General features: G+C 70.7%; 28 protein-coding genes. 14 read left to right on the forward strand and 14 right to left on the reverse strand.

The window, feature by feature from the left end; genetic code table 11:
• Nucleotides 1–261, forward strand: a 261-nt coding sequence (locus GT354_RS08665) for an IS30 family transposase (protein ID WP_161355674.1), incomplete at its 5' end; no start/stop codon positions are given.
• 552 nt (nt 262–813) lie between these two features.
• Here GT354_RS08665 and GT354_RS08670 read toward each other — a convergent pair.
• A complete protein-coding gene (locus tag GT354_RS08670; protein ID WP_346011941.1) occupies nt 814–1,350 on the reverse strand; it encodes an NUDIX domain-containing protein in 537 nt (178 codons plus the stop codon).
• Entirely contained in the window at nt 1,347–2,702 is a 1,356-nt protein-coding gene (locus GT354_RS08675) for a tetratricopeptide repeat protein (protein ID WP_161355675.1), read from the reverse strand. The genes GT354_RS08670 and GT354_RS08675 overlap by 4 nt, the downstream gene beginning before the upstream one ends.
• Before the next feature lie 154 nt (nt 2,703–2,856).
• Here GT354_RS08675 and GT354_RS08680 point away from each other — a divergent pair, with 154 nt between their 5' ends.
• The 5 genes from GT354_RS08680 to GT354_RS08700 are packed head-to-tail and all read left to right on the forward strand — an operon-like array spanning nt 2,857 to nt 6,519.
• Nucleotides 2,857–3,876 (forward strand): radical SAM protein, encoded by a 1,020-nt coding sequence (locus GT354_RS08680; protein WP_161355676.1) that lies wholly within the window; start codon nt 2,857–2,859, stop codon nt 3,874–3,876.
• Between the two features lie 56 nt (nt 3,877–3,932).
• Nucleotides 3,933–4,511, forward strand: a complete 579-nt coding sequence (locus tag GT354_RS08685) for a thymidylate kinase (protein WP_161355677.1) — start codon at nt 3,933–3,935, stop codon at nt 4,509–4,511.
• The gene (locus GT354_RS56420; protein ID WP_161355678.1) at nt 4,501–5,046 is read left to right on the forward strand and encodes a hypothetical protein; all 546 of its coding nucleotides are present in this window, start codon (nt 4,501–4,503) and stop codon (nt 5,044–5,046) included. The genes GT354_RS08685 and GT354_RS56420 overlap by 11 nt, the downstream gene beginning before the upstream one ends.
• 14 nt (nt 5,047–5,060) lie before the next feature.
• The gene (locus tag GT354_RS08695; RefSeq protein ID WP_346011936.1) at nt 5,061–5,879 is read left to right on the forward strand and encodes an STM4013/SEN3800 family hydrolase; all 819 of its coding nucleotides are present in this window, start codon (nt 5,061–5,063) and stop codon (nt 5,877–5,879) included.
• Between the two features lies 1 nt (nt 5,880).
• Nucleotides 5,881–6,519 (forward strand): deoxynucleoside kinase, encoded by a 639-nt coding sequence (locus GT354_RS08700; protein ID WP_161355679.1) that lies wholly within the window; start codon nt 5,881–5,883, stop codon nt 6,517–6,519.
• Here GT354_RS08700 and GT354_RS08705 read toward each other — a convergent pair.
• On the reverse strand, nt 6,512–6,973 hold the full coding sequence (locus GT354_RS08705; protein WP_161355680.1) for an NUDIX domain-containing protein: 462 nt from the start codon (nt 6,971–6,973) through the stop codon (nt 6,512–6,514). The genes GT354_RS08700 and GT354_RS08705 overlap by 8 nt on opposite strands.
• Before the next feature lie 199 nt (nt 6,974–7,172).
• Between GT354_RS08705 and GT354_RS08710 the strand changes: the two genes are divergently transcribed.
• Complete coding sequence (locus GT354_RS08710; protein WP_161355681.1) at nt 7,173–7,373, forward strand: hypothetical protein; 201 nt, start codon at nt 7,173–7,175, stop codon at nt 7,371–7,373.
• Nucleotides 7,374–7,399: 26 nt separating this feature from the next.
• On the opposite strand, the gene GT354_RS08715 is transcribed toward GT354_RS08710, so the two are convergent.
• Both GT354_RS08715 and GT354_RS08720 read right to left on the reverse strand, forming a co-directional pair.
• A complete protein-coding gene (locus GT354_RS08715) occupies nt 7,400–7,606 on the reverse strand; it encodes a DUF397 domain-containing protein (protein ID WP_202511658.1) in 207 nt (68 codons plus the stop codon).
• Between the two features lie 3 nt (nt 7,607–7,609).
• A complete protein-coding gene (locus GT354_RS08720; RefSeq protein ID WP_161355682.1) occupies nt 7,610–8,458 on the reverse strand; it encodes a helix-turn-helix transcriptional regulator in 849 nt (282 codons plus the stop codon).
• Nucleotides 8,459–8,784: 326 nt separating this feature from the next.
• Here GT354_RS08720 and fxlM (GT354_RS08725) point away from each other — a divergent pair, with 326 nt between their 5' ends.
• The 6 genes from fxlM (GT354_RS08725) (at nt 8,785) to GT354_RS08750 (ending at nt 17,598) form a co-directional block, all read left to right on the forward strand.
• Nucleotides 8,785–10,068 (forward strand): methyltransferase, FxLD system, encoded by a 1,284-nt coding sequence (fxlM, locus tag GT354_RS08725; RefSeq protein WP_161355683.1) that lies wholly within the window; start codon nt 8,785–8,787, stop codon nt 10,066–10,068.
• A gap of 14 nt (nt 10,069–10,082) precedes the next feature.
• Nucleotides 10,083–10,286 (forward strand): FxLD family lanthipeptide, encoded by a 204-nt coding sequence (locus GT354_RS08730; RefSeq protein ID WP_161355684.1) that lies wholly within the window; start codon nt 10,083–10,085, stop codon nt 10,284–10,286.
• Between the two features lie 84 nt (nt 10,287–10,370).
• Entirely contained in the window at nt 10,371–13,499 is a 3,129-nt protein-coding gene (locus GT354_RS08735) for a lantibiotic dehydratase (RefSeq protein ID WP_346011937.1), read from the forward strand.
• Nucleotides 13,477–14,706: a lanthionine synthetase C family protein gene (locus GT354_RS08740; RefSeq protein WP_161355685.1), complete on the forward strand. Its 1,230-nt coding sequence runs from the start codon at nt 13,477–13,479 to the stop codon at nt 14,704–14,706. The genes GT354_RS08735 and GT354_RS08740 overlap by 23 nt, the downstream gene beginning before the upstream one ends.
• Nucleotides 14,685–16,889, forward strand: coding sequence for a thiopeptide-type bacteriocin biosynthesis protein (locus GT354_RS08745; RefSeq protein WP_161355686.1), 2,205 nt, complete (start codon nt 14,685–14,687; stop codon nt 16,887–16,889). The genes GT354_RS08740 and GT354_RS08745 overlap by 22 nt, the downstream gene beginning before the upstream one ends.
• Before the next feature lie 280 nt (nt 16,890–17,169).
• On the forward strand, nt 17,170–17,598 hold the full coding sequence (locus tag GT354_RS08750) for a hypothetical protein (RefSeq protein ID WP_161355687.1): 429 nt from the start codon (nt 17,170–17,172) through the stop codon (nt 17,596–17,598).
• A 159-nt stretch (nt 17,599–17,757) separates the two neighbouring features.
• Here the strand turns inward: GT354_RS08750 and GT354_RS08755 are convergent, their stop codons facing one another.
• From GT354_RS08755 to GT354_RS08790, 8 genes are all read right to left on the reverse strand, one after another.
• The gene (locus GT354_RS08755; protein WP_161355688.1) at nt 17,758–18,624 is read right to left on the reverse strand and encodes a hypothetical protein; all 867 of its coding nucleotides are present in this window, start codon (nt 18,622–18,624) and stop codon (nt 17,758–17,760) included.
• Between the two features lie 40 nt (nt 18,625–18,664).
• Nucleotides 18,665–18,889, reverse strand: a complete 225-nt coding sequence (locus tag GT354_RS08760) for a hypothetical protein (RefSeq protein WP_161355689.1) — start codon at nt 18,887–18,889, stop codon at nt 18,665–18,667.
• A 218-nt stretch (nt 18,890–19,107) separates the two neighbouring features.
• Nucleotides 19,108–19,368 carry a hypothetical protein gene (locus tag GT354_RS08765; RefSeq protein ID WP_161355690.1) on the reverse strand — a complete coding sequence of 87 codons (261 nt, stop codon included), beginning with the start codon at nt 19,366–19,368 and terminating at the stop codon, nt 19,108–19,110.
• 244 nt (nt 19,369–19,612) lie between these two features.
• Nucleotides 19,613–19,843 carry a DUF397 domain-containing protein gene (locus GT354_RS08770; protein WP_161355691.1) on the reverse strand — a complete coding sequence of 77 codons (231 nt, stop codon included), beginning with the start codon at nt 19,841–19,843 and terminating at the stop codon, nt 19,613–19,615.
• Nucleotides 19,806–20,459 (reverse strand): DUF5753 domain-containing protein, encoded by a 654-nt coding sequence (locus tag GT354_RS08775; protein WP_161355692.1) that lies wholly within the window; start codon nt 20,457–20,459, stop codon nt 19,806–19,808. Before GT354_RS08775 ends, GT354_RS08770 begins: the two co-directional genes overlap by 38 nt.
• A 451-nt stretch (nt 20,460–20,910) precedes the next feature.
• Nucleotides 20,911–21,282, reverse strand: a complete 372-nt coding sequence (locus GT354_RS08780) for a hypothetical protein (protein WP_161355693.1) — start codon at nt 21,280–21,282, stop codon at nt 20,911–20,913.
• Between the two features lie 28 nt (nt 21,283–21,310).
• Nucleotides 21,311–23,251 carry a methyltransferase, FxLD system gene (fxlM, locus tag GT354_RS08785; RefSeq protein ID WP_161355694.1) on the reverse strand — a complete coding sequence of 647 codons (1,941 nt, stop codon included), beginning with the start codon at nt 23,249–23,251 and terminating at the stop codon, nt 21,311–21,313.
• 34 nt (nt 23,252–23,285) lie between these two features.
• A complete protein-coding gene (locus GT354_RS08790; RefSeq protein WP_161355695.1) occupies nt 23,286–23,669 on the reverse strand; it encodes a hypothetical protein in 384 nt (127 codons plus the stop codon).
• On the opposite strand from GT354_RS08790, the gene GT354_RS08795 reads away from it, so the two are divergent.
• On the forward strand, nt 23,644–23,889 hold the full coding sequence (locus tag GT354_RS08795) for a hypothetical protein (RefSeq protein WP_161355696.1): 246 nt from the start codon (nt 23,644–23,646) through the stop codon (nt 23,887–23,889). The two genes, GT354_RS08790 and GT354_RS08795, sit on opposite strands and share 26 nt — an antisense overlap.
• Nucleotides 23,890–23,896: 7 nt before the next feature.
• Here the strand turns inward: GT354_RS08795 and GT354_RS08800 are convergent, their stop codons facing one another.
• On the reverse strand, nt 23,897–24,478 hold the full coding sequence (locus tag GT354_RS08800) for an HAD family phosphatase (protein ID WP_161355697.1): 582 nt from the start codon (nt 24,476–24,478) through the stop codon (nt 23,897–23,899).
• Between the last annotated feature and the right edge of the window lie 315 nt (nt 24,479–24,793).

Here is a 24,793-nt window from a genome sequence, read left to right on the forward strand (position 1 = left end):
GCCTCCCACCACGCCTTCACCGTCGTCACCGACGTCCCGGTCTACTTCTGCGACCCCGCCAGCCCATGGCAACGCGGCTCCAACGAAAACACGAACGGCCTGATCCGGCAGTACTTCCCCAAAGGCACAGACCTGTCCGTCCATACCCGCGAACGCCTGGACGCCGTCGCCGCCGAACTCAACGGCCGCCCACGCAAAACGCTCGACTGGGAAACCCCAGCCGAGCGCCTGCATAAACTGCTCGCCACGACACATCAGTGATCATGTGTTGCGACGACCCCTGGAATCCGCCCGACGTGGGGCCCTCCGTTGTCTTTGATACCACCTGCAGACCGCCGGGTGCGGCGCTGATCCCCACGGCGTGGCAGGGCTAACCAGCTATCGGCCTTGCCGAAGCGGGCTCTAATGGACGAAGGAGTTGCACGTCGTGAAGGAAGGTGTCGATACATCGGCTGGTTTTCTCGGCCGGATACTCGCCTGCGACGCCCGCCCCGCTGTTCCTGGGTCTCTCAAGGGGCGCGAGCCGTCAGAGCCCCATGGAGGAGCCCACAGCACCGGTCGCTTCGGTTAGTCGAGGACGACGTGCCGATGCACGGTTGAGCCGTACGGCCTCGGACGTGCCCGGGTGAGCTTGCGCGGGGGCTCGTCGGCGGGCGGTACGAAATTGGGACAGATCACGTGTCCGGGATGCCTGAGCGAGCCTCGGCAACAACGCGGCGCCCGGGGCAAGAAGGGGGCGCCGCGCGAACCGACGCTATCGGGCCGCACCGACAGGTCGGGTCGGGGCTCGGCGAGGGCGTCCGCGCGTCGTCGCTAGTGGTCGTGTTGATCCCAGCCGTGGAGGGTGGTGTCGGGGCCGTGGCGGAGGTATCCGTCGAGGGCGCTGGCCGTGGTGGTGACGAAGTCCTGGGGGATGTCGTTGGTGTCGACCCAGCGGACTCGGTCGTGTTTGGTGGGCTCGGCGTTGACGGGCTCGCCGGTCCACGTGTGCGCGGCGAAGACGACGGTGAGGAAGCCGCCCGGGCCCTCGACACCCCACGCGGCGTGGATGACGTGGGCGACCCGCAGATCTGCGGGGTCGACGATCACGCCGGTCTCCTCACGGAGTTCGCGAACCGCGGTGACCGTGACGGGCTCGCCGGGCTCGCTCTTGCCGACGGGCAGGTCCCACAATCCTGCTGCGAACTTCGCCTTGGGGCCGCGCCGCAGGAGGAGTACGCGGTCGTTGTCGCAGTCGTGGACGATGACGGCGGCGACCAGGAGGGTCATGGCCTCGGTGGCGGGCGCAAGGTTGGAGGTCCGATTGGGTTGGGCCACGACGGTCCCTTCGTCGGTGGAACGGCTTGCTATCGGAGGGCGTCGCGGACGCGGTGTTCGAGGTCGGCCGCGCCCGGGACGCCGCGTCCACGGTAGACCGCCAGGACGGGCCGCATCGCGGTGATCGCCGTGCGGGCCCGGTCGGAGGCCATTCCTTCGGAGAGCGCCAAGGCGTGGGTCCAGGCGTCGACGGCTTCGTCGGCGCGGGCCTGGGCGGCGAGGCTGTCGCCGAGGTCGGCGTGGGTGAGCACGTGCACACGCCGGTACTTGTCGGGATCCCACCGCAGGAGGGCTTCGCGGTGGAGCTGTTCGGTCCCGGTGTGGTCCGCGAGGCCGGTCAGGGTGCGGGCGGTGTGGCTGGCGACGGCGCCAGCGGCCGGGCCGGTGGCCAGGGAGTAGCCGGCCTGTTCGTCCGTGTCGCGGATGAGGGCGTTCTCGGCGGCCAGGAGGGCCTTGGCTGCGGAGGTTCGTTCGCCGGTGGCCGCATACGCTCGGGCGTGGGTGATCCGCAAGAGGGCTTCCGTGCGTCCGTCGACGTGCCCCAGGCCGCGGGCGAGGGCGTTCTCGACGAGGTCCACGCAATGGTGGGGTTGTCGCAGACTCAGCGCCTGGTGGGCGAGGGCGCGCATCATCCAGGCGGCGTGCCCGTGCGGGTCGGCCTCGCACGCGAGTTGGTACCCGACTTGGTAGTAGCGCTGCGAGGTGCCCTCGTTCCCGAGGTCGTGGTGCTTCCACCCTGCGAGGTAGGCGAGTTCGGCCACCGCCCCGAACGCGGCCCTTCGGATCGCCTCCGTGGCGAAGCGCCCACGCAGCATCGGGGCCGCAGTGTCGGCCAGGTAGGCGGTGACGGTGCTCAACCCGTGTCCACCGCCGAGTCGTTCGTCGGCCGCGCCGAAGACGGCGGTGATCTCCCGGACGACCTCGACCTCGACCAGGCCGACCCGGGCGGACCCGGTCCGGGCGCGCAACAACCGGGCGACCGCCTCGTGGTCGTACCACAACGGCATCGCGACGCCTCCCGTGGTGAACGCTGCCACGGCGAGGAAACCACGCCGATCGACGTCCGCCCGACCCAGTTCGACCGCATCCGCGACCGGGTCCGCGAGCGCCGGCCGCAACGGTTCCTGCGCCGGCCGGAGCCCGAGTTCCGCCAGGGTCACGTGCCGGCCGGCGCGCCGGGACAGGGCCTCGGCGATGTAGTGCGCGGTCTGTCCGGAAGGTTGTGCGCCGTCGACCCAGTGGGCGACCGCCGACTTGTTCGTGCGCAGCACCTCGCCGCTCTCCGCCGCCACCTGTCGCACCGCGCCGGCGAGGGCCTCGTACGTCCAACGCGTCGCCGTGATCGCCTCACGCAGGCGGGAGTTGGGAGCTCTGTTCGCCGTCACGGATCCCCCGTTCCGGAGCTGTAAACCGCGTAAACCGGTCGGCCCACTGCACACCGTACCGGCGACAACACGCAACGGGTTCACTGTTCGACGAGGCCGCGAATCTCGGCTTCGTCACCGCACCCACGGCCCGCACGCTCGTCGAGGAGCCGCCATGGTCGCCACCACGCCGCCCACCACCACTGCCGAGGGGTTCGCCGGTTTCGCCGCGCGCCGCGGGCAACTCCGCGTATCCCTCACCCCTCGCTGCCAGTTGGGCTGCTGGTTCTGCCACAACGAAGGCGAGATCCCGCCGCGCCTGACCCACGCCGACCGCACCCTCCGCCCCCGACCGCGCGCCCTGGACGCCGACGACTTCGTCCGGACCATCGACGCGCTGACGGCCGCCGGGTTGCGCAGGGTGTTCTTCACCGGCGGCGAACCCCTGCTCTCGCCCATGGCCCGGCCCATCCTCACGGCTCTGGCCGCGGCGCCGCACCGGCCCTACGCCACGGCCCTGATCACCAACGGCCTGCGGCTCCTGGACGACCTTCCATGGTTGGCCGCCGGCGCGGTCGACCGACTGAAGGTCTCCCTGCACTACTTCTCCGACGCCTCCATCGCGGCCATCGCCGGCGGGAAACCCGGCGACGTCGACCACATCCGCGCCGGCATCGAGGCCGCCGTCGAGGTGATCGGCCAGGTCGAGATCAACCTGCTGCTCCAGGAACACAACGAGCACGAGCTGCCGCAGATCCTCGCCTACGCCCAGGACATCGGGGTCAACGTGCAGGTGATCGAACTCGTGCCCACCGACCACAACACGCGCGTCGGCACGGCCCGCGTCGACTCCTCCCGCCTGTGCGCAACCCTGCGCAGACGAGCGAGCAGCGAACGCCTGGTGACAGCGGGGACGGGCCAGGCGAAGCGGGAGTTCCGGCTCGGACGCATCACCGTCGACGTCATCGACGCCGCCCTCGGCCGCCACCACGTCGGCCAATGCGCGACCTGCCCGGTCAAACCCGCATGCGTCGAGGGCTTCTGGTCATTACGCCTGGACTCCGCCGGAACACTCATGCCCTGCCTGCTCCGCCCCGACCTGCGCCTGGACATCACCCCACACCTGAACGACCCGACGGCGTTGACCGCAGCCGCGAGCCGGCACATCGACGCCTTCGCTGCGGGGCTGCTGTGAAACTGCCCGCCGCGTACCGACCGACCGAGACCCCCTTACCCGTCGGGAAGTTCTGGGTGGTCGAAGGAATCAGCGGCAGCGGCAAGACCACCCTGGTCGAACACATCACGCAGGCCACCGGAGCCCGGGCACTACACGTCTTGCCGCCGCCGTATCCCGAACTCACCCACCACATCAACACCCACGCCCGAGCCCTGCCGCAGCTCGCGTTCTACCTCTCCGGTCTCCTGCACGCCGCCGACATCATCCGAGACGGCCTACGCACCGGGCCCGTGATCGCGGACCGCTACACCCACTCGATCATCGCCAACCACGCCGCCGTCCATCGCATCGACCACCACACCGTCTTGGACACGCTCGCGCCCTACCTCCCCTACCTGCCCCACCCCACCACGACGATCTACCTGCACACCGGCGAACACGAACTCCTGCGCCGCATGCCGGGCAAGACCGACCTCGGACCCAGCGACCGCCGGCTCGTCGAGGACCGGGCCCTGTTGCGCCGGATCACCGACCTGTACGACGTCCTGGCCGCCGACGATCCCACCGCGGTCCACGTCACCACCGACGGGTCCAACCCCGAGGAACTGGCCGCGCACGTCCTGGACCTGCTGGAGGCGCGTCGTGCTTCCTGATGACCCCCAGTACTTCCGGGCCCTTGTCCAGGGCGACCACATCGTCGCCAAGGCGCCGGGCGACGCGGTGGGCCCGGCAGCGCGCATCGCACGCTGCATCGGTCCCACAATCAAGATCACCGAGATCGTCGTCGCCCACGACGGTGGGGCCGAGGCGCTCGGCTGCGCGGAACTGTTCGCGCGCGCCGCCGTCCACGCGGGATTCGCCACCCGCCAAGGCCACCTCTGGCACAAACCCGTCGTCTACGACGTGGGGGCCGGCAGCGTCGACTACGCCCTGTTCTGCGCGCGGACCCTCGACGCCACGCTCGCGGTTTTCACCCAGCGTGCCGACGGACACGTCGAGTTGCGGCTGTACGAACCGAACGGGAAGGCCATCACCGAGGACAACGGTCTCGCCGCCGTCCGCGACCGTCTGGCCTCGGGACGGACACCTCAACCCGTCAACAGCGCCCACGTCGGCGAGCGCGTCGTCCGCCACGACCTCCACGTGCCCCACCGACACCACACCGGCCAACCACCGACTCTGCCGTAACGGAAGGACCCCTCGTGGCACCACAGGTCATCGACGCGCACGACGTCGTCGGACACCGCAACATCCTGCTCGTGACCCTGGACTCCCTGCGCTACGACAGCGCGCGCACCGCCTGGGAACAGGGCCGTACCCCGAACCTGGCCGCGCTCCTGCCGACGACCGGCTGGGAGGAACGACACGCCGCGGGCACGTTCACCTGGCCGGCGCACCAGGCGATCTTCGCCGGCTTCTTCCCCAAGCCCGCCGCTCCCGGACGCCCCGCAGGCCGCCTGTTCGAGTGCCGCCCGCCCCAGGGCAAGGAGATCCGTCCGACGACGTACGTCATCGACGACGCCAACCTGGTGACCGGCCTCGCGGACCTGGGGTATCGCACCGTGTGCATCGGCGGCGTCGACTACTTCGCCCACCGAACACCCCTGGGCTCGGTGTTCCCGCAGATGTTCACCGAGGCCCACTGGCGCCCCGAGTTCGGCAGCACCCACCGCGACTCCACCGCCCACCAGATCGCCCAAGCCCTCGACGTCCTCGACGCCCGGGCCACCCACGGACGCAAGCTGTTCATGTTCCTCAACGTGTCGGCCACCCACGTCCCGCACCATCACCACCTCCTGGGCTCCGACGGACACGACTCGGTGGAAAGCCAGGTGGCGGCCCTGGCCGACGCCGACACCCACCTCGGGAAGCTCATCGACCGCCTCCCCGACGCGGGAGGGTGGCTGGTCGTGATCTGCGCGGATCACGGCGACGCATACGGTGACGACGGCTTCCACGGGCACGGGATCGCCCACCCCAGCGTCCTCACCGTTCCGTACACCGAGATCCTGGTCGGCTGAGGTGGCGCCCACAGCAGCGTTCCCGACCGGTCACCCCTACTGGCCGGGCGCCGTCGGGGCATGCGGGCGTTTCGTCGCGCTCGAAGGCGTGGGGTGCAGCGGCAAGTCCACCCTCGCGGCGATCCTGGCCCGCCGATGGAAATGCCCGAACCTCCACACCGCTCCCACGCCCCTGGATCGCCTGCAACCGTACGTCAACACCCGCGCCGGCGCCCTGCCCCACCTCGTGTTCTATCTCGGCGGGGCCCTGCACGTGTCCGACCTCGCCCGGGCGGCCCTCACTCTCGGACATGTGGTCGCCGATCGCTACACCGGATCGGTCGTCGCCAACCACGCCGCGATCCACCACACGAACACCCGCGACACGCAGGCGGTCATCGAACCCTTCGCGCATTACCTCCTGAGACCGCACATCACGGTGTACCTGCACACCCCGGTCGACGAAATCCTCGAACGCAGCCGGCGCCGAGGCCGCACGGATCGAAGGGCGTTGACGCCGGAACTGGTCCAACGGCTTCAGGCACGCTTCGACGAGGTCGCCGCCCGGGACCCCACCGCACTCCATGTCGCGACGGCGAGCCGCACGCCCGACGAGATCGCGGAGTTCGTCACGCGAGCACTGGCCGAGGCGGTCACGTAGCGGACGCGCGGCGTTCCCAGCCGTGAGTGCCGAAGGATTCGCCTGCCGCGTGGTGCAGGATCCCGGCCAGGCCGTAGTCCACGATGTCGTCCGGGAGGTCGTCGAGGGGGAACCACGCGATCTTGGCGCACTTGTCCGGTTCGGCGTTCACCGGCTCCCCCCGCCAGCGCGTCGCCGTGAAGAACACCCCGAGCCGTGCGATGCCGTCCGCGTCGAGGTGGTGATTCAGATGCCCGAACGCCAGGTCGTCGGGATCGATCTCGATCCCCAACTCCTCGCGGGCCTCCCGGATCGCCCCCTCGGCCACCGACTCACCCGGATCCAACCGACCCCCCGGAACATGCCACCAGCCGTCGGCGAACCCCGTGTTCCGGCGCAACCCGAGAAGGACGTGCCGATGCGCGACCAGGATCAGATGCAAGCCCACACCGTGACCACCCGTGCTCCCAACCATGACCATCCCTCCACGCCCGCGAATCGACCCGACAGGGGCCGTCGCGCAGAGCCTAGAACCCGATCCGGCACACCTCACGGCGGATTGCCCCACAACGCACCAACGAAGGACAGAGCCGTCGTGTCGAACCCGCCGGCGACCGTCCCACCCTCCGCCCGAACATCCGGACTCGTGCCAACCAATGACGAGGAAAGCCATCGTGCAGATAGGAACGAATGTCAAGGCCGTCAAGGACATCGGCGGTGGCCTCACCCAATCAGTCCCGGCCGGCGCCAAGGGCACCGTCGTGGGCCGCCGGTTCGACGGACGACTCGATGTCGCCTTCACCCTGGCCGGCCTCCTGGGCGGGACTCGATCGGTGACCGCGACAGTCGCCGCCGCCGACGTGGCCACGCTGTGAACACCGAGCGAGGCTCGTTCGAGCGCTCATCCCTGCTTGACGTGCAGGAGGAGTCGTTGCCACGAACGGGTGGGCACCCGGATGTGCCCCTGCTCGCGCCGTTTGGTGTCCCGCACGCCCGCCACGGTTCCGGGCAGTGCCACTTCGACGCACTGGCCGGTGTCCGAGGACGTGTACGACGAGGTGAACCATGCGGCTTCGGGGATGGGAGGGGTGGTGCGTTCGACGGTCAACGGTCAGGTGCCTTCTGCTCGACCCAGTATCAGCGTGATGGATTCCTCCGGGGTGAGCGCGGCGTCGCAGATCTGGCGGAACAGCCGGTTGCAGCGACGCACCTCGCGCTCGGATTCATGCGGGATCGTACCGCCCAGGTCCTCGGTGAAGGCGACGTCGGGGTCGGGGTCGTCGAACCTGAGAACGGTGAAGGGCAGCGGCTGGAGGGCGTCCCGGCCGGCGGCGAGCGGCAGCACCCGGAACTCGACGTTGGGCAGGGCCGCCACGTCGGCGATGTGCAGCAGTTGGTCGCGCATCAGGGCGGGGTCGCCGAGGTCGAAGCTCAGGGCGACCTCGGAGATGACGGGGCGGTAGACGAGCGTCGGTTCCTCGAACAGGCGTTGCTGGCGGGCCATGCGCACGGCGACCAGGGCCTCGGCCTGTTCGAGCCCCAGGGCCCTGGCTCCCTTTCCGAGCATCGCGGCGGCGTAGTCCTGCGTCTGCAGCAGCCCGCACACGGCCATGGGGGTGTACTCGAACTCCTCGACGGCGTCGTTCTCCAGGGCGACGAACTCGGTGAAGGCCGCGGGCATGACGTCCCCGTAGCTGCGCCACCAGTGGTTGGGGCGTTTGCCGACCAGGAGTTGCTCCCACGCGTGCCGCTGCTCGGGCGTGACGTCGTAGATGTCGCAGAGCCGATGGAGGTCGTGGTGGCCGACGTACGTCTTGGCCAGCTCCATGCGGCCGAGTTTGTTGCCGTCCATGTTCAAAAGGGCCGCGACGTGGTTGATCTTCTCGCCGCGCTCCTCGCGCGTCTGCCGCAGTTCACGGCCGAGCCGTTGCCGTTTCAACGTGTGCCGGTCGGCCGCCATGGGGTTCGTCTCCTCCTCGCCCGAGCCGTGTCGCGTTCACAATCCCCCAACAGGGCACGGGACTTCAACACCCTCCCTCGAATATGCGTCCTTACTTGCGTACTCACTTTCGATGGGTGTTTCATCGACGCAGTCACCGAAAGCGCACGAGTGATCACCGAGTGGATCATGCTTTCGGTCGGTCGCGGCGAGGGTTCGTGCCGTCGTGCGCCGGTGGCGTGGGCACGGGAACGAGGTTCGGACGCCTGGGGCATCACCCCAGGACGCGCCGGCGTCGCGGTTCGAGGCTGCGGCGGCACGCATTTTGCAGCCAGGAAAGGAATGTTATGACCGATGTGACCGAGCAGGATTCGGGTGCGGGATCCGACCGGGCGGCGCACCTGCGGGAGAGGATGGTCGCCGAGCTGATCGGGAACGGCGACATCGTGTCGGGGCCCGTCGAGGCCGCGATGCGCACGGTCGCCCGCGAGGTGTTCGTCCCGGAGGTGGGCTTGGAGGACGCCTACAACGCGTACGACGCGGTGGTGACCAAGCGGGACGGGAACGGGAACGCGGTCAGCTCGGTGTCCGCGCCGCAGGCGCAGGCGGCGATGCTGGAACAGGCGGACCTGGGGCCGGGCATGCGCGTCCTGGAGGTCGGCTCCGGAGGGTGCAACGCCGCGTATCTCGCGGAGCTGGTGGGGCCCACCGGAGCGGTCGTCTCGGTGGACATCGACGAGGACGTCGTCGAACGGGCGCGGCGCCTGTTGGCGAAGGCCGGCTATCCGCGGGTCGACGTGGTCCTGGCGGACGCCGAGCTGGGCGTGCCGGAGCATGCCCCCTATGACCGGATCCTGGTGACGGCCGGGGCGTGGGACGTCCCGCCCGCCTGGTTCTCGCAGTTGGTCGAGGGCGGGGTCCTCGTGGCGCCGCTGCGGGTGAGGGGCCTGACCCGCACCGTTTCCCTGGCACTCGCCGACGGCCACCTGTCGAGCCGGTCGACGCGGTTGTTCGGGTTCGTGCCCATGCGCGGGACCGGGGCGCACGACGGCATGCTGTGGGAACTGCGCGACGGCGAGATCGGGCTGCGGTTCGACGACGTGTTCGACGGCGATCCCGCCCTGCTGAAGGACGTGTTCGACGGCGAGCGCACCGACGTGTGGAGCGGGGCGACGATCGGCCGCACCGAACTGTTGGCCACCGTGCAGATGTGGCTCGCCACCGCTTTGCCCGGCTTCTGCACGGTCGTGGTCGATAAGGCGCGCGCCACCGGCGTGGTGTCGTTGCCCGGCAACCGCACGTCCGCGCTCGGCGCCGTCGACGGCGCCAACCTCGCGTACGTCACCACCCGCGCGACCGACGACGAGGATCTCGTCGAGTTCGGCGTGCACGCCTATGGCCCCCAGGCCCTGCGGCTCGCCGAAGAGACGGCCGAGCACCTGCGTACCTGGTCCCGCGTGCATCGCGGCGGGCCCGGCCCCCGCATCACCGTCCACCCCGCGGGCACCGCGGACGACGAACTGCCCGACGGACGCGTCGTGGACAAGACGCACAGCCGGGTCACGATCTCCTGGCCCATCGCGGCGAACGTCGCGCCGGGTCGGGAAGCCCTGCACCACCCCACCGAATGAGGAGAGTGGTCGACATGAACGAACTCCACGGCGACGGGCGAGGCGCCACGGCGCTGGCCCAGCGGCCGGGCACGGAGGACGAGTTCACGCTCGACGTGCGCGTCGTCGTCACCGAGAACATCCGGCGCCGGGGCGACTGCCCCACCAACGACGGTTGCGGCAACACCTGCCAGGGCGACGCGAGCGCCTGCAACAGCTTCGTCGACGACCCGGCCTGACCAGGCCGCCGGTCGTGCCGGGCGGCTCGTCCGCCCGGCACGACCGGCTCTTCGACCATCCACAGACGATCGGGAGGCATACCCGTGGCAGCAGCGCGAGCGCCGCAATACCGTTGGGAGGGCACGGTGTTGTTGCGCGCGACCACCCGTCCCGCCGACCTCGGCCCCGTGGACGACGTGGACATCTCGGGTGACGGCGCGGCGGCGCGCGGCACGGCGTGGCTGTCGCGGTTGTGGCGCGACGACCGGATCCGCGCCGGCGTGGGCGAAGCGAGCCCGGACCTGTCCTGGGGAATCGAGGCTTTGGTGTCGGGCGAGGTGTCCGGCGATCCCCGGCGGGTCCGGCGCGCGGTGCTCGCGCTCGGCTCCTATCTGCTCCGGTGGCAGGGCCGCCCCACCCCGTTCGGCCGGTTCGCCGGTGTCGCCGCCGTCCGCATCGGGCCCGAGACGAAGGTGCGGTGGGGCGAAGCCCACCGAGCCTTCCACCGTGCCGACGCGGAATGGCTGGCGGACGTGGTCGGCCGACTACTGCGGTGCCCCGAATTGCTCGATCGACTGAGCGTGGTCGCCAACGACTGCGGCCGGGTCCGCGGCGACAGGTTCGTGGCGCCGGGCCCCCCGGCGCAGGGATCTTCTCCCGGGCTCGCCCCGGTCGAGGTGTCCGTGCGCCACACCCGGCCGGTGCGCGCGGCGTTGGAGGCGGCCCGGTCGCCCGTGCGCTACGGCGAGTTGCGCGCCCTGCTCGTCGAGCGGTTTCCCGCCGCGAGCCGCGAACAGGTCGACCGGGTCCTCGGCGGACTCCTGGCGCAGAACCTCCTGATCAGTTGCCTGTACGCCCCGATGACGAGCCCGGACGCCCTCGGCCACGTATGTGGCGAACTGCGGGCCGCCAACGCCCACCACCTGCCCGCCGTGCGCGACGACGTGCACGATCTCTACGCGATTCATCGCCGTCTCACCGCTTCGCCCCGCGTGGACCCGAGAGAGGCGACCGAGAGGATGCGGGCCGCGAGCGCGGTGGCGTCCACGCCGCTGGTCGTCGACACGGCGCTGGACTGCGACGTTCGGATACCCGAGCAGGTCGTCCGGGAAGCCCGCGACGCGGCGGCGGCCCTGTACCGGTTGACGCCGTACCCCTTCGGCGCCCCGCAGTGGCGCGACTATCACACCCGGTTCAGGGCACGCTACGGCGTCGGCGCCCTCGTGCCCGTCCCGGAGTTGGTCGCCGACAGCGGACTGGGCCTGCCCGCCGACTTTCTGGGCTCCGCCCACGGCCGCGCCGCCCGACAGGTGAGCGCACGCGACGAGAAGCTCCTCGCGCTCGTCCAGCAAGCCGTGCTCGACGGAAGCGGCGAGATCGTCCTGACCCCGGCGGTGATCGAGGACCTGGCGGCGGGTGCCCCCGAGGACGTCCTTCTGCCTCCGCGCACCGAAGTGGCCGTCACCGTCCTGGCTCCGAGCCCGCAAGCACTCTCGCGCGGGAACTTCAGGCTCGTGGTGACCGGAACTCCCCGCCCCGGAAGCAGCATGGCGGGCCGCCTCGCCCACCTCCTCCCCGAGGAGGACCGGGCACGCCTCGCCCACACGTACGGCTCGCGGGAGGCCGTCGCGGCGCAGTTGTCGTTCACTCCGCGCAGGCGCCGCAACGAGAACGTCGCCCGCACCACGCAGCTCCTGCCGCACGTCATCTCCCTGGCGGAGCACCGCGAGCCGAACGAGGACCTGATCACCGTGACGGACCTCGCGGTCACCGCCGACGCCCGCCGGTTGCGCCTCGTCCGGCTGAGCACCGGCGAGTTCGTCGAACCGCGCGTACCGCACGCCCTGGAAGCCGGGATCCACACACCGCCGTTGGCACGCTTCCTCGCCGAACTGTGCACCGCCCGCTGCGCGGTCTACCAGGGGTTCCACTTCGGTGTCGCGAGCGCCCTGCCCTACCTGCCCCGGGTGCGTTTCCACCGCACCGTCCTGGCCCCCGCGCGCTGGCTGTTGACCACGCGCGACCTGGCCGCCCCCGACACCGGGGCCACCACAGAGGTCGCGTCCCCGAATCGGGCATGGGCGCACGCGCTCGACGCCTGGCGCGCACGGCTGCGGGTGCCCGCCCGCGTCGCGCTGATCGACCACGACCGCCGACTCCCCGTCGACCTCGACCGCCGGCTCGACCGATCGGTCCTGCGGACCAGCCTGGAGCGCACCGGCACGGTGGAACTCCGAGAGACCCCCACGCCGGAGGACGTCGCCTGGCTCGGCCGCGCGCACGAACTCCTCATACCCCTGACCCTGGACCACCCCGCCACACCGGCCGCCCCGCGCACGATCGACCGCCTGCGGCCGGTCTCCGCAACCGCCGGACACCTCCCCGGCGGCTCGGACATCGTGTACGCACAACTGCACGGCCACCCCGCCCGCCAGGACGAGATCCTCACCGACCACCTACCCGCGCTCCTCGCCTCCTTCGACGCCCCGGTGCGCTGGTGGTATCGCCGCCACCGCGAGATGACCCGCCCCGACACCGACCAATACCTCGCCGTGTACCTGCACCTGCCCGACACCGCCGGCTACGGCCCCGCCGCAGAACGAATCCGCGACTGGGCACAGAGGCTTCGCCGTGACCGCCTCCTCGCCCAACTCGCCTTCGCCACCCACGAACCCCAGACCGGGCGCTACGGACACGGATCCGCGACGGACGCCGCGTACCACGTCTTCACCACCGACTCCCTAGCGGCCATCGCCCAGATCCGCGCCGCCGACCACGACCGACAGATCCCGCAGGCGTTGGCCGCGGCCGGCATCCTCGACCTCGCCGGCGCCGTGACCGGCTCCGCAGAGGCCGGACTCGCCTGGCTCATCCGCGAGCTTCCCAGGGAACAAGGCCGCCTGGACCCGGCATTGCGCGATGCCGCGTGGGAACTGACCACACCCGACCGGCCCACGGCACACCCGACGCCTTCGTCCCCCTGCGCAGCCGCCTTCCAGGCGTGGTCGGCCCGCGCCGCCGCCGTCGCGGCCTACCGCCGCGAGCTGGCCACACAACAGCGCGAACCCGCCACCGTCCTACGATCCCTGATCCACCTGCACTGTGTCCGCGCACTGGGCGTGGACCCGGACCGCGAACGCGTCGTCCAGCGCCTCGCGCGGGCCTGCGCCCTGCGCCTGGCCGCCCCCCGCCGGCAGGAGGCGGATCACCGTGCCGACGCGGCCCTCCACTGACCTCGCGGCCACGGTCGACGCGTACGCGGCGCACCTGGCCCGGCCCCTCGACGCGCCCGGCGACCAACCATGGGTGCGCCAGTCCCTGACCCGCGGAGCCGCCGGCACCGCCCTCCTGCACATCGAGCGCGCACACGCCGGCGACGGCAGCTGGCACCAGGCCCACACCTGGATTAGGCACGCGACCACGGACGACATCAGCGCCACCGACAACACCGGCCTCTACCAAGGCGCACCCGCCGTCGCCTTCACACTCCACACCGCCGCCGCCGACACCCGGCGCTACCACGCGGCCCTCACCGAACTCGACGCACACCTGGGACCGTTGGCCCACAAACGCGCCTCCGCCGCACAGGAGCGAATCACCCGCGGGACACCCTCGGACTTCCGCGAGTACGACGTGTTCTTCGGGCTCACCGGGATCGGCGCGCTATTGCTGCGCCGCCATCCCGGAGCCGGCGCGACGGAACGGGTCCTGACGTCGCTGGTCGAGCTGACCAAGCCGCTGCGCACCGACGACGGCGACCTCCCCGGCTGGTGGGTCACCCACGACCCGCACCACCGCGATTCTCCCCAATACCCGCGCGGGCACGCCAACTTCGGGGTTGCCCACGGCATCGCCGGGCCGCTCGCCCTCCTGAGCCACGCCCTGCGCCGCGGAATCACCGTGGACGGACACCACGCTGCGATCCACCGCATCTGCACGTGGTTCGACCGATGGCGGCAGGAAAGCGACGCTGGCCCGTGGTGGCCGGAGTGGATCACCATGGCCGACCTGCGCTCCGGTCGTCCCGGGCAACGCCGGCCCGGCAGACCGAGCTGGTGCTACGGCACGCCGGGCATCACCTACGCCCTGCAGTCGGCGGGAATCGCCCTGGGCGACCGCTCTCGCGCACAGGCGGCCGAGGACGCGCTCGCTCGCTGTCTCACCGACCCGATGCAACAAGGCCGCCTCACCGACGCCGGGCTGTGCCACGGCTGGGCCGGCCTCTACCAGACCGTATGGCGCGCCGCCCGCGCTGCGACAGCGCCGGCCCTCGCCGCCCACCTGCCCGAAATCGCCGTCAAACTCGCCCGACACGCCCGCCCCAGCACCGCACCCGGCCTGCTGGAAGGCGACGCCGGGACCGCCCTCGCCCTGCACACCGCCGCGCACGACCAGGCGCCAACCTCGGGATGGGACACATGCCTCCTCCTTCACGCATAGACCCGGACAGCGCAGCGAACGAGTTCGCCACCGCCGCCGATCCCACCCCCCGGCTCCGGACGACCGAGCGCGCGGTCTGGACGGTCCTGGCCGGAGGATCGCTCGACGAGGCCGCCACCGAGGCGGGCCTGCCACCCGCAGCCCTGGCCGCCACCGCGGACCTCTACCGGCAAGCCGGCCGGCAGACCCTCATCCGACACAACGGTTCCTGCGCATGGTGGCAGGTCTACATCGAGTTCACCGACTGGCACACCGCCGAACAAACCGCCGCGGAACACCTGATGCCTGCCTTGGAGCGCGCCGAGGAAGGCGGGCTCACGGCCTGGTGGTTCATGCGCAAGCACCCCTGCTGGCGGCTGCGCGTCCTGCCCCGACCCGACGACGGCGGCGCCGCAACGTCCCACCTCGCGGCAACGCTGGACGCGCTCACGCACCGCGGGGTGATCCGGCGATGGCGGCCCGGGACCTACGAACCGGAGACGGCCGCGTTCGGCGGCGATGAGGCCATGACCCACGCGCACACCCTGTTCGCCGCCGACAGCCGCGCCGTCCTCGGCCTGACCGGTCGTCCGGTCGCCCTGGGCCGCCGTGAACTGTCCGTGCTGCTGTGCGGCATCCTCATGCGCGCCGCCGGCCTGGAATGGTACGAACAAGGCGACGTCTGGCACCGCGTCGCCCTCGAACGCCCCCTACCCGCCGACGTCCCCACCGACAGGCTGCGGCACATGGCGGGCGACCTGCGCCAGTTGCTCCTCGCCGACACGACACCCGACGGGCCGATATTCGCCACCGCCGGCAGCATGCCGTCCGCCGCACCATGGGGCGACGCTTTCCGCCAGGCGGGCCGACATCTGCGCGACGCCGCCGATTCCGGAACACTCGGCCGGGGCCTTCGCGACATCCTGAGCTACCACGTCATCTTCCACAACAACCGCCTCGGCCTCCCCGCACGCACACAGAGCGTCCTCGCGCACGCAGCCCGCATCGCCATCCTCGGCACGCCAACCGACCCAGTCACGCACAGCACGACCGCACCGAGCCCCACGAACGGAAAGCGGCACCGCGACCCGCCCGGGCCCGGAGCCGCTCCGGTGGCCCGATTCCCCCTGATCCTGCAAGCCCGACGACACTGCCCGGACCTACCCACCCGCATCGCCGAAGTACGGCACTACGCCCACACATGCCAGGAGACCAGCGACCCGGAAGAACGCGTCGACCGCGCGTGCTCCGCCTGGAACCTGGCGGCACTCGTCGCCGCGGACTGTGGGATGCCCGACTTCGCCGCCGACCTGTGCAAACACCAGTTCCGCATCCTCCGGTCCGCCTGGCCGGTCACAGGGCCCATCGCCATCGCCGCCCTGCAACCCCTGGTCAACCTCGCCCGACTCACCGCGCGGGCCGGCGACCCCGGCGGCGCCTACCGAGCCTTCGCCGACATCAACCGGGCGGTCCACCACGGGGGCGACGCCCGCGTCCACCACCTCACCGTCAACTTCGACGACTTCACCACACCGCAGGACCGCAGCCAAGTCGACGGATGGCTGCACGTGCTCCTGCGCGAAGACGGCACCCGCGCCCTCGCCGCCACGGGCTCCTGGACCGAAGCCGCAACCCACGCCGCCCGCTACGACGACGCCGTCCACCGACTCCGCGAAGGCCGCCAGACCCGCATCCTCGCCGAAACCGCAGACGGACACACCGAGTCGGCACTCGCGCTCATCGACACCAGCTCCGTCACCGAACCCTGGGAGCACGCCGTCGCCGCCTGCCTGCGCACCCACGCCGGACAAGGCACCCCAGTCGCGGCAACACTCGCCACCGTGATGGAAGCCCTCGGCCCGACGGACCGGGACACCGTCCTGTTCCGCCTACGTCTGGGACTCGCCGCGCTCGACGTCACCCAAGCCGCCCAAGGACCCGAAGTCGGCCGACTCTGCGACCACCTCCTCACCAACGCCACCCATTCCGAGGACGCGTTCGCGGCCCGCGAAGTACTCCGGCACGCGACATGCCGAACCCACGCAAGCGCCGACCAGGCCGCAAGGCTCACGGAGCTTATCCGCCGCGCCGGACTCGGACACGGAACGATCCCCTCACCGCTGACCGAGCAGTTGACGGCCGCAACGCGGACCGCCGGAGCCGTCCTCGCCACCACACTCGGCGCGCCGCCACAGGCCGACTGAGCACGAGGCACTCCCCCAGCGACCGTTGGGACCGAACGGCGCTCCGTCGTGGCCGGATCGCCCTTCTTTGCAGGCATCAGGTAGTCGCGTCAGGCTCCGGTCCGCCCCTCAGGTCTGCATCTGATCCTGGCGACGCGCTGGCGGGGTGCCTCCGAAGTCACCGCGCTGTGAACGTCAATCCCCGATTCGTCCGGCGCCGAACACCGCCTGGCTACACACTGGGCTCCTGGAGATATGGGATGTTGTGGCCGTAGCGGCGGGCGCGGCCGTCGCCAGTGGGATGACCACCTGGTGGGCGGTCCGATCGACGGCCGCGACGGCGGTTCCCGACCCGCCGGGCGCGGGGGTCGCCGAAGCGGTGATCGTCGCAACCGCGCGGCTGATGGCCGAGGACCGGCTCTACGCTCGCATGGCCGCACGCAGGCAGGTGTACGAGAACTTCCTTCACGGCGCTGGGCGGGTCCTGGACACGCCGGGCGCCACCGTGGACAGCGCGCTTGAGGGCAAGAGCTTGCGCGGAATCCTCGGCAGTGTCGAACTGACCGGGCCCGACGATGTCACCGAGGCGGCTCAAGCATTGTTCGACTGCTTGCATGGCGACCGAAGGGACATCGACAAAGCCAAGGAGACGTTCCTGGACGCCGCCCGAGGTGCCGTCGACGTGCGCCGCGCGGAGACTCCCTCGCTGGCGACACCGGCCGGGCGGTAGGGGTCGTTCACTTCGAGCGGGCCCGGGTGCGGGGCGTCAAGGCGCGGACCGCCGGGTGTGCCCGGTCGGGGGCGGACACGCCAGGGCGTTCGTCGACGGCTCGTCCTCCGGGGGGTCGTTTCCGGGTCGGGGGCGGGGTTGCGACGTGGGATCGTCGAGTCAATTGATTCTTGGATCTCTGAGGGCCCTCATCAGCGCGTCGTCGACCTCCGGCCGCAGTCCGTCGACGTATCCCGAGGGTGGGGAGAACAGGCCGGGGCGGGGATCGGTGTCCTCCGGGGCGGCAACGCCGGACACCAGCAGGTCGCCGATGATCCCGGCGGGGCCGGCATCGACGAAGGCCACGGCGTTGCGGACCCGAACTGCCGCCAAACGCCGGTCCACGCCGGTATGGCCCGCCGCGCACGTGTAGGTGACATCGGTGCCGCCCACGGCCAGCACTCCTGCGTCGCCCCGGGCGCACGTCCCGCACAGAATGGGGAACATCGCCCCGGTCGCTCCGGTCGTGATGACCACGCGGACTGCGCCCGCCACGGCGACCCGAAGGGCCCCGGTCGGCGTCGGCGCCGTTGGCAGCTCCGCGACGCTTGCCTCGTCGAGAGCGCCCAGCGCCCGCCGTATCCGATCCACGGCGTCGCGCATCAGCGACGGTGCGGGCTCGATGTCGCTCATCGGTTCCATGGGTTCCCACTGGTAGGCGAGCCGGATCCGCAGGTGCCACAGCGGATCGTCCCGCTCGTGCCCTCCCGCCTTCAGGGCGGCGTCTATGCGGGCCCGTAGGCCGATCGGCTCGCCTCCGTATCCGGTGCAGTCTTCCAGTGCGGCTCGCACAGCGTCCAGGGGCACCGCGTCGGCCACGCGGTCGTGCTCTCGCGCGAGGGCGAGCAAGGTCATGGCGAGCGTGCCGAGATCGGCGTCCGCAGCCGCGGGTTGCTCGGCGCACCAGGTCGGGGCGAGGAGCCGGGCGGCGTGCTCGACCGCGCTGCGCCAGACCCCCGGGGCATCGGTGCGCAGCAGCAGGCCCATGGCGGCGGGCAGGTTCGTGTCGCGGCGCCGGATCGGCGGATCATCGCTCTCCCTTCAGGGGTACGTCGGCGAGGTACGTCCACGTGATGGTGCGGCCGTCGTGCCATTGGGAGACGAGCGAAAGCTTTTCGGCCCGCAGCGTGACCGGGCCGGGGCGCCCGTGGTCGGAGAGCCACACCTTCATGGCACGCCGATCGGCCAGGTGAGCGTCCGGGCCTAACGGTGGAGTCGGGTAATGCAACTCTCGGAATAGCTGCACGGTCATGCCGAGCAGTCTGCCGGGGAGCCGAGCCGGAGGTCCACGCTTTCGGCGACTCGGGACGACTGCTGTTCGCTCCGCCCTCCATGTCGGTCCCGGCCTCCTGCGCGTCGGCAGCTTTCTCGTCCCTGACGGCCCGGGCCCGGGAACATGCCGACCGCCACCACGTGCGCGGCATGGCCCGTGTTTCCGCCTGGGTACGGTTCCCGCGCCACGGTGAGGGTTCATCGCTCCAGGTGTGCGGACAGGAGGAGTTCGGACTGGGGGGAGAGCGTGGCGACGCGGATCTGGTCGCCGGCGCGGTAGGTCAGGCTTCCCGGCACATCGCCCACGGCCGGGTGGTAGTCGCCACGGGACAGCGTGGCAAGGACCGCGAAGCGCAGGCCCTCGCGCAACGCGAGTGAGAGCCCGAGGGGGACGGCGAGGTCAACGGTGGGGTCTGCGAGCGCGGCGTTGACGAGCGCGCGGACCTCCTGCGTCGTCATTAGCTTCTGTCGTCCGGTCATGGACCCAGTATCGGGGTCGGCCCGAGCCGGAAGGCAGCGACGGACGGGTGGCCGAAGTCTGCGGTGGACGTGGTGGCCGCAACCGTTGCGCGGTCCTCGGCCATCCGTCGTACCGGGTCACCACTCGGCATGGGTCTTCGGCTCGTCGGCGACCTCGTGGGACGCCGCAACCACGGCCCCCCGCAGATTGGTTCGGCACAACTCGCGACGGCAGATGGCTGCCTCACCGGGTGGGTGGGTCGAATTCGCCGTTCTTGGCGCCGTCGATGAAGCAGGCCCATTCGTGGGCGTCGAAGACGAACGGTGGGCGGGTGGATTTGGTGTCGCGGAGTCCGACGTGGCCGTCGGCGAGGTGTGCGATCTCGACGCATCCGGTGCCGCTTTGGCTGGCACGGGCCTTGAACCAGCGGGCTCCGTCATGGTCCTGGCGTTCCGCGGTCGGCTGGTGAGTCACGGTCGGGAAGCTCCCTTGCTCTTGTGGCGGTGATCAGTTCGGCCGATTCGTCTGCGGGGAGGGCTTCGGCTCGCAGGTGATTGAAGACGTCTTCGTGGTGGCGTACTTGTGCAGGGCGTTCGACGTAGATGTTCCCGGTGGGGCTGTCGACGTAGAGGATGTTCGGGTCGCCGCTGCCGAGTTCGATGACGGAGAACGGGCCGGCCATGCCGGGGTGGGCGCCGCGGGAGTAGGGCAGGACCTGGATGGTGACGTTCGGGGCCGTGCCCACAGTCGCGAGGTGTTCGAGTTGGGCGCACATCACCTGGCGTCCGCCGACGCGGCGATGCAGTACGGCCTCGTCGAGGATCGCCCACAGCGTGAGCGGCGCCGCTCGGGTGAGGAGTTGCTGACGGGCCATGCGCAGTTCGACGAGTTTGTCGATCATCGCGGGGGTGTCGTCGCGGCGGACGGCGCGCAGCAACGCGCGGGCGTAGTCCCAGGTTTGGAGGAGGCCGTGGACGATCGCGTTGTCGTAGGCGTAGACGGCCGCCGAATCCGCTCCAGATCCACGTAGGTCTCGAAGCCCGCGGGAAGCACGTCCTCGTAGTCGGCGAGCCAGGACTTCTCGGACCACAGCCGCGAAAGGTCATTCCGTGTGGGGTCGGCCACGGAAGGTGATACCCGAACGGTAGGCGTGCATCGCCGTGATGTACATACACCACCGACGTACAAATCCGGAAAGCCCGTCTCCACATGGGGAATTGAGGCAGACTCGTTCCGAGGGAAACGTCGAGATGTACTCGCCACGATGTACGTACGCCCGGCACACTTCAGGGGTCCACCCACGGGAGGTGACAGCGCCGTGTCCGGTCTGAGCCCCACCGTCCGTCGGCGCAGGCTCGGCAGCGGTGGGCACGAGGTCCCCGTCGGGCGGCAGCGTGCGCGAAGCAGTGTTATACGGGCGCATCTCGGCAAAATCGGGCAGCGGGCTGCGAGAGGAGGCTCTTCCTGAACAGCGACGGCCTCGAACAGGGAACTGCCGTTCGTTCGTGAAGCCCTCGCGGCCTCCGCGCCAGTGTCCGTCCCTACTGGGCCGACCCGCCCGCGCCAGGTCGCTTCGGGATGACACTGACGGTGAGCAGGTGGCCGGTGGGCAGCACCGACCGGTAGCGGCGGCCCCCGTGGTGGTCGGTGTCGAGTACGAGGCCGGCAAGGACACGCTGGGCGGCAGTGTCGTCGGTGACCATGGCCTGCACGGTGTGGCGCCTGCCCTGATCGATGACAACCAGTTCGTCCAGATGCGGCCCGGCCTCCCCGGCCCACGCTGTCAGGGACCGCAGCTCCGCCACGGTGCCCCGGGTGCTGGTGATGCGGTCCGCGAGCCCGGGTGTGCCCGGCAGATGCGGGGCGGCGTTGGTGCCGACGACGATGACGGTTTCCTCCCACCGACCGCGCACGGACGCCCCGTACCGACCTGCGAGGACCTCATGGACGGCGGGGACGACGCCGAGCCGGGCCGCGATGCGGTCGACGGCAAGGCGCTGATCGGCCAAAGGCAGTTGATGGGGTGTGGCGAGGTTGACGTGCGGGTCTTCGTCCAGCACACAGGTGATGACGAGCGGTGGCAACACCCCCGCCTCGTCCAGGAGCCTGGCCACGCTCTGCAGTTGCTGCGCGAGATCCTCCATACGCACAGTCTGCCGGACGACGTCCGAGACGAGCGTTGGGCAGGACCAATGCCAGGTACAGGTACAGGTACAGCCACTCCCAGGGGTCGCCCTGGCGGAACTTCACGCCGGAGTAGACCTTGGTGGCTGGTCGGTCCAGGACGGTGCTGATCGCGTCGCGGTCCACGTCCTGCTCGCTGAAGGTCTCTAGGCGCACGTTCCCTTCGCCGGCCATGGGCACGAGGGTGTACACGTCGTCGCAGACGCCCTTGCGCAGGGGCACGAACGTCGCCATCTCGCACGAGACGGTCTTCCATGTCCGACCGTCGCGTTCGAAGGCGAAGCTGCGGGAGATGCTGCCTCGGATGCGCATCGGCAGGACCAGGCGTCCTCCGGGGGCGAGCTGGTCGAGGATCCGCATGGGAACGTCACCCGCGCCGACGGTGAATTGAATGCGGTCGAAGGGGGCGTGCTCGGGGAGGCCGGCGGCGCCGTCGGCCAGTTCGACGCTCACGTTCGTGGCCCCGGCCTGGGCGAGGTTCTTGCGGGCGCGATCGACGAGGTCCTGGTCGACGTCGACGGTCCACACGTGGCCGTCGGGGGCCACGAGTTGGCCGAGCAAGTGGGCGTTGTAGCCGGTGGCGGCTCCGGCTTCCAGGATCCTGTGGCCGGGTTCGGCGCCCAGTTGCTCGATCTGGGTGGCGACGATCGAGGGCGCGGAGATGCAGGAGATCATCTCGCCGCTCTCGTCGTGCTTAATCGGCACCGCGTCGTCGACGTACGCGGCCTGAAGGTCGACGCCGGGGAGGAACCGGTGGCGCTCGGTGTCCCGGAAGGCGCTGACGACGGCTGGCGTGTGCAGGTGGCCGCTGTCGACGAGGCGGGATACGAGCGCTTCGCGCAGCTCGGCGGGGTCAGTGGCGGAGCTCAGGGTGCTCTCCATCCGAGTGAGGGTAGGGGCCGGGAAGGTGTACCGGCGGGTGGACACGTCGGCTTCATTCCTGTCGGTGAAGGCGACTTCCCGGCCCAGCCAGGCCGTCGCCGCCTGCTCGTCGACGGGTACACCGGCGCGGTTGAGGGTGAAGATCGCGTGATGGGCAAGTACCGCGCGCAGGCCCCGTGTCAGTCGCCCGTCGGCGGCCAGTCGCCGCAGCCGGTGGCCGGCGTTCTCGAATGCGGCGACGCGCTCTGCCCAGCCGGGCTCGGCGTTCGGTCGCCGGGCTGCGTCGGCGTTCATCAGGTGCCGCATGGCCGTGATCGCCCGCTCGCGGGGCAGGCCGGTTGGCGCGGTGACGGCGGGCCGCAGGGAGCCGAGCTTGGCCCAGACGTCGCCGACTTCGAAGGGGTCCAGGCCGGCGGCCCGGTTCAAGACGGACAGCAACAGGACGCAGCGTTCCCTGGCGCCGGGGTTGCCGGTCTCGGCCAGAGCGGCACGGCTGTCCGCGGAGAACACGTCGTGCGCGACGTTCATGCCGTCGGGGCCGCCGAACGCCTCGGTCTCCGGCTCGTAGACGCCGCCGACCCAACCGTCGACCAGTCCGTCGGTGACGAGCCTGTCCAACAGGCGGGCCGCGGAGTGTTCGGTGCGCAGTCTCAGCCCCCCGTCCTTGCGCAGGAAGTGGAATCGGCGGTCGTGCAGCGCGCACGACGGCGTCCGCGCGGCCTCCGGACTCACTTCGACGCTGCCCGGGAAGGTCACGGTGGCATGCCACCAGCCCTTCTCGGCGGTGATCGGAAGGTCCTCGTGGTCGGCGTCCATGGTCGTGGGCACTCTCCTTGGTCGTGGGGGCGGGTCAGGTGATCAGCAGGGCGCGTGTCCAGCCGGTGGTGTTCGCGCCGTCGAGTACCAGGTGCGCGCTGGCACGGCCTTCCATGAGGCCGGGCTTGGACAACCGGTCCGGGGCGGCGGCCAGGTGCTTGACCAGGTCTTCGATCAGCGGCGCGAACCGGGCCGAATCGGGGCTGTCGTCGGCGACGGCACGGGCGAGGGCCAGCAGGCCGGCCCAGCCGTGGCACAGCGAGGCGTCGGTGATCCGTTCCAGGCGGTCCGAGGCGGCCAGCGCGCGTACGAGGGTGTCCTCCGCAGCGAGCTGGCGGGCCGGGTCGTCCAGGGGGCTCGCCGCCGAGGAAGCGATCCGCGAATACGAAACCGTGACCGGCCCGCGCCAAGCCCCCACCCGCCTTGCCATCGCCCAACTCGACCTCACCCTGTCACGCGTCGCGTTGGGCCAACCCGACAGCGCCGTCGAACTGGGCCGAAGAGCCTTGTCCGGCGACCGGGTCGTGGACTCGATCCGCTCCCGCGCGCGGGACCTGGACCGAGCACTGCGGCGCAACTACCCCACCGTGTCCGACGTGCGAGAGTTCTCCGGTCAGGTGCACGCCCTGCGCGGATGACGCCCGTTCACCACGTCGAGGTCACCCAGGGCGAGACATCGAGCGCTTCCATCCCCGCAGCCCGCGCGGCGGCCAGACCCTCCTCGGCGTCCTCGACCACCAGGCACATACCCGGAGTCACCCCCAACCGGCGGGCCGCCTCCAGGAACAGGTCCGGTGCCGGCTTGCCCCGCGCCACGTCCTCCCGCGTCACCACGACGTCGAACGCACCCTCCAAACCGACGGCGCCTATCGCCGCGCGGACGATGACGCCCGCACCGCCGGACGCCACAGCACACATCCGGCCCTGCGCGCGAGCGCGCCCCAGCATCGCCGACACGGGCGCGTGGACGGACAGACCCGAGAGCCGACCGGCGATCAGGGATCGGCAGGCGTCGAGGATCTCGGCCACCGGATCCTCCACACCGAGCTGCACGAGCAGATCGTCGGTGGACGTTCCGATCCTCTCCCGATACCAGTCCCGATCCAGGACGATCCCGCGTGGCGCCAGTACCTCTCGCAGGCAGCGATAGTTCAAGGGCTGGGAGTCGACGACGGTACCGTCCCAATCGAAGAGCACCGCGTCATAGGGGGCGAGATCCACGTCCATGGGCGGACCTTCCGGTTCTCGTGCCATAGCGGTCGAAACCCGCAACCTTCGGCTCCCCGTCCGGGTTGCCTGTGGCGTGGGCGCGACGTGGATCTCGATCCTGGCATGTCCGGCACGCATGCCGTAGTCCTCGGAACGAATCCCGCAGGCTGCAGTGCCTCGTATCAGGACGGGTCATCGGTGCTCGACACGTCCTCCGGATCAGCCTTGGGACGAGCGGCCGTCCACGCGCGGTGGCCGACAGTCGCCCGCCGGCAGGAGTAGAGCGGGAACAAACCGACAGCGGACGGTAGTTGCGTCGGCTACGAGGTTGTC

This window comes from Streptomyces sp. SID3343 (assembly GCF_009865215.1).
Lineage (GTDB): Bacteria > Actinomycetota > Actinomycetes > Streptomycetales > Streptomycetaceae > Embleya.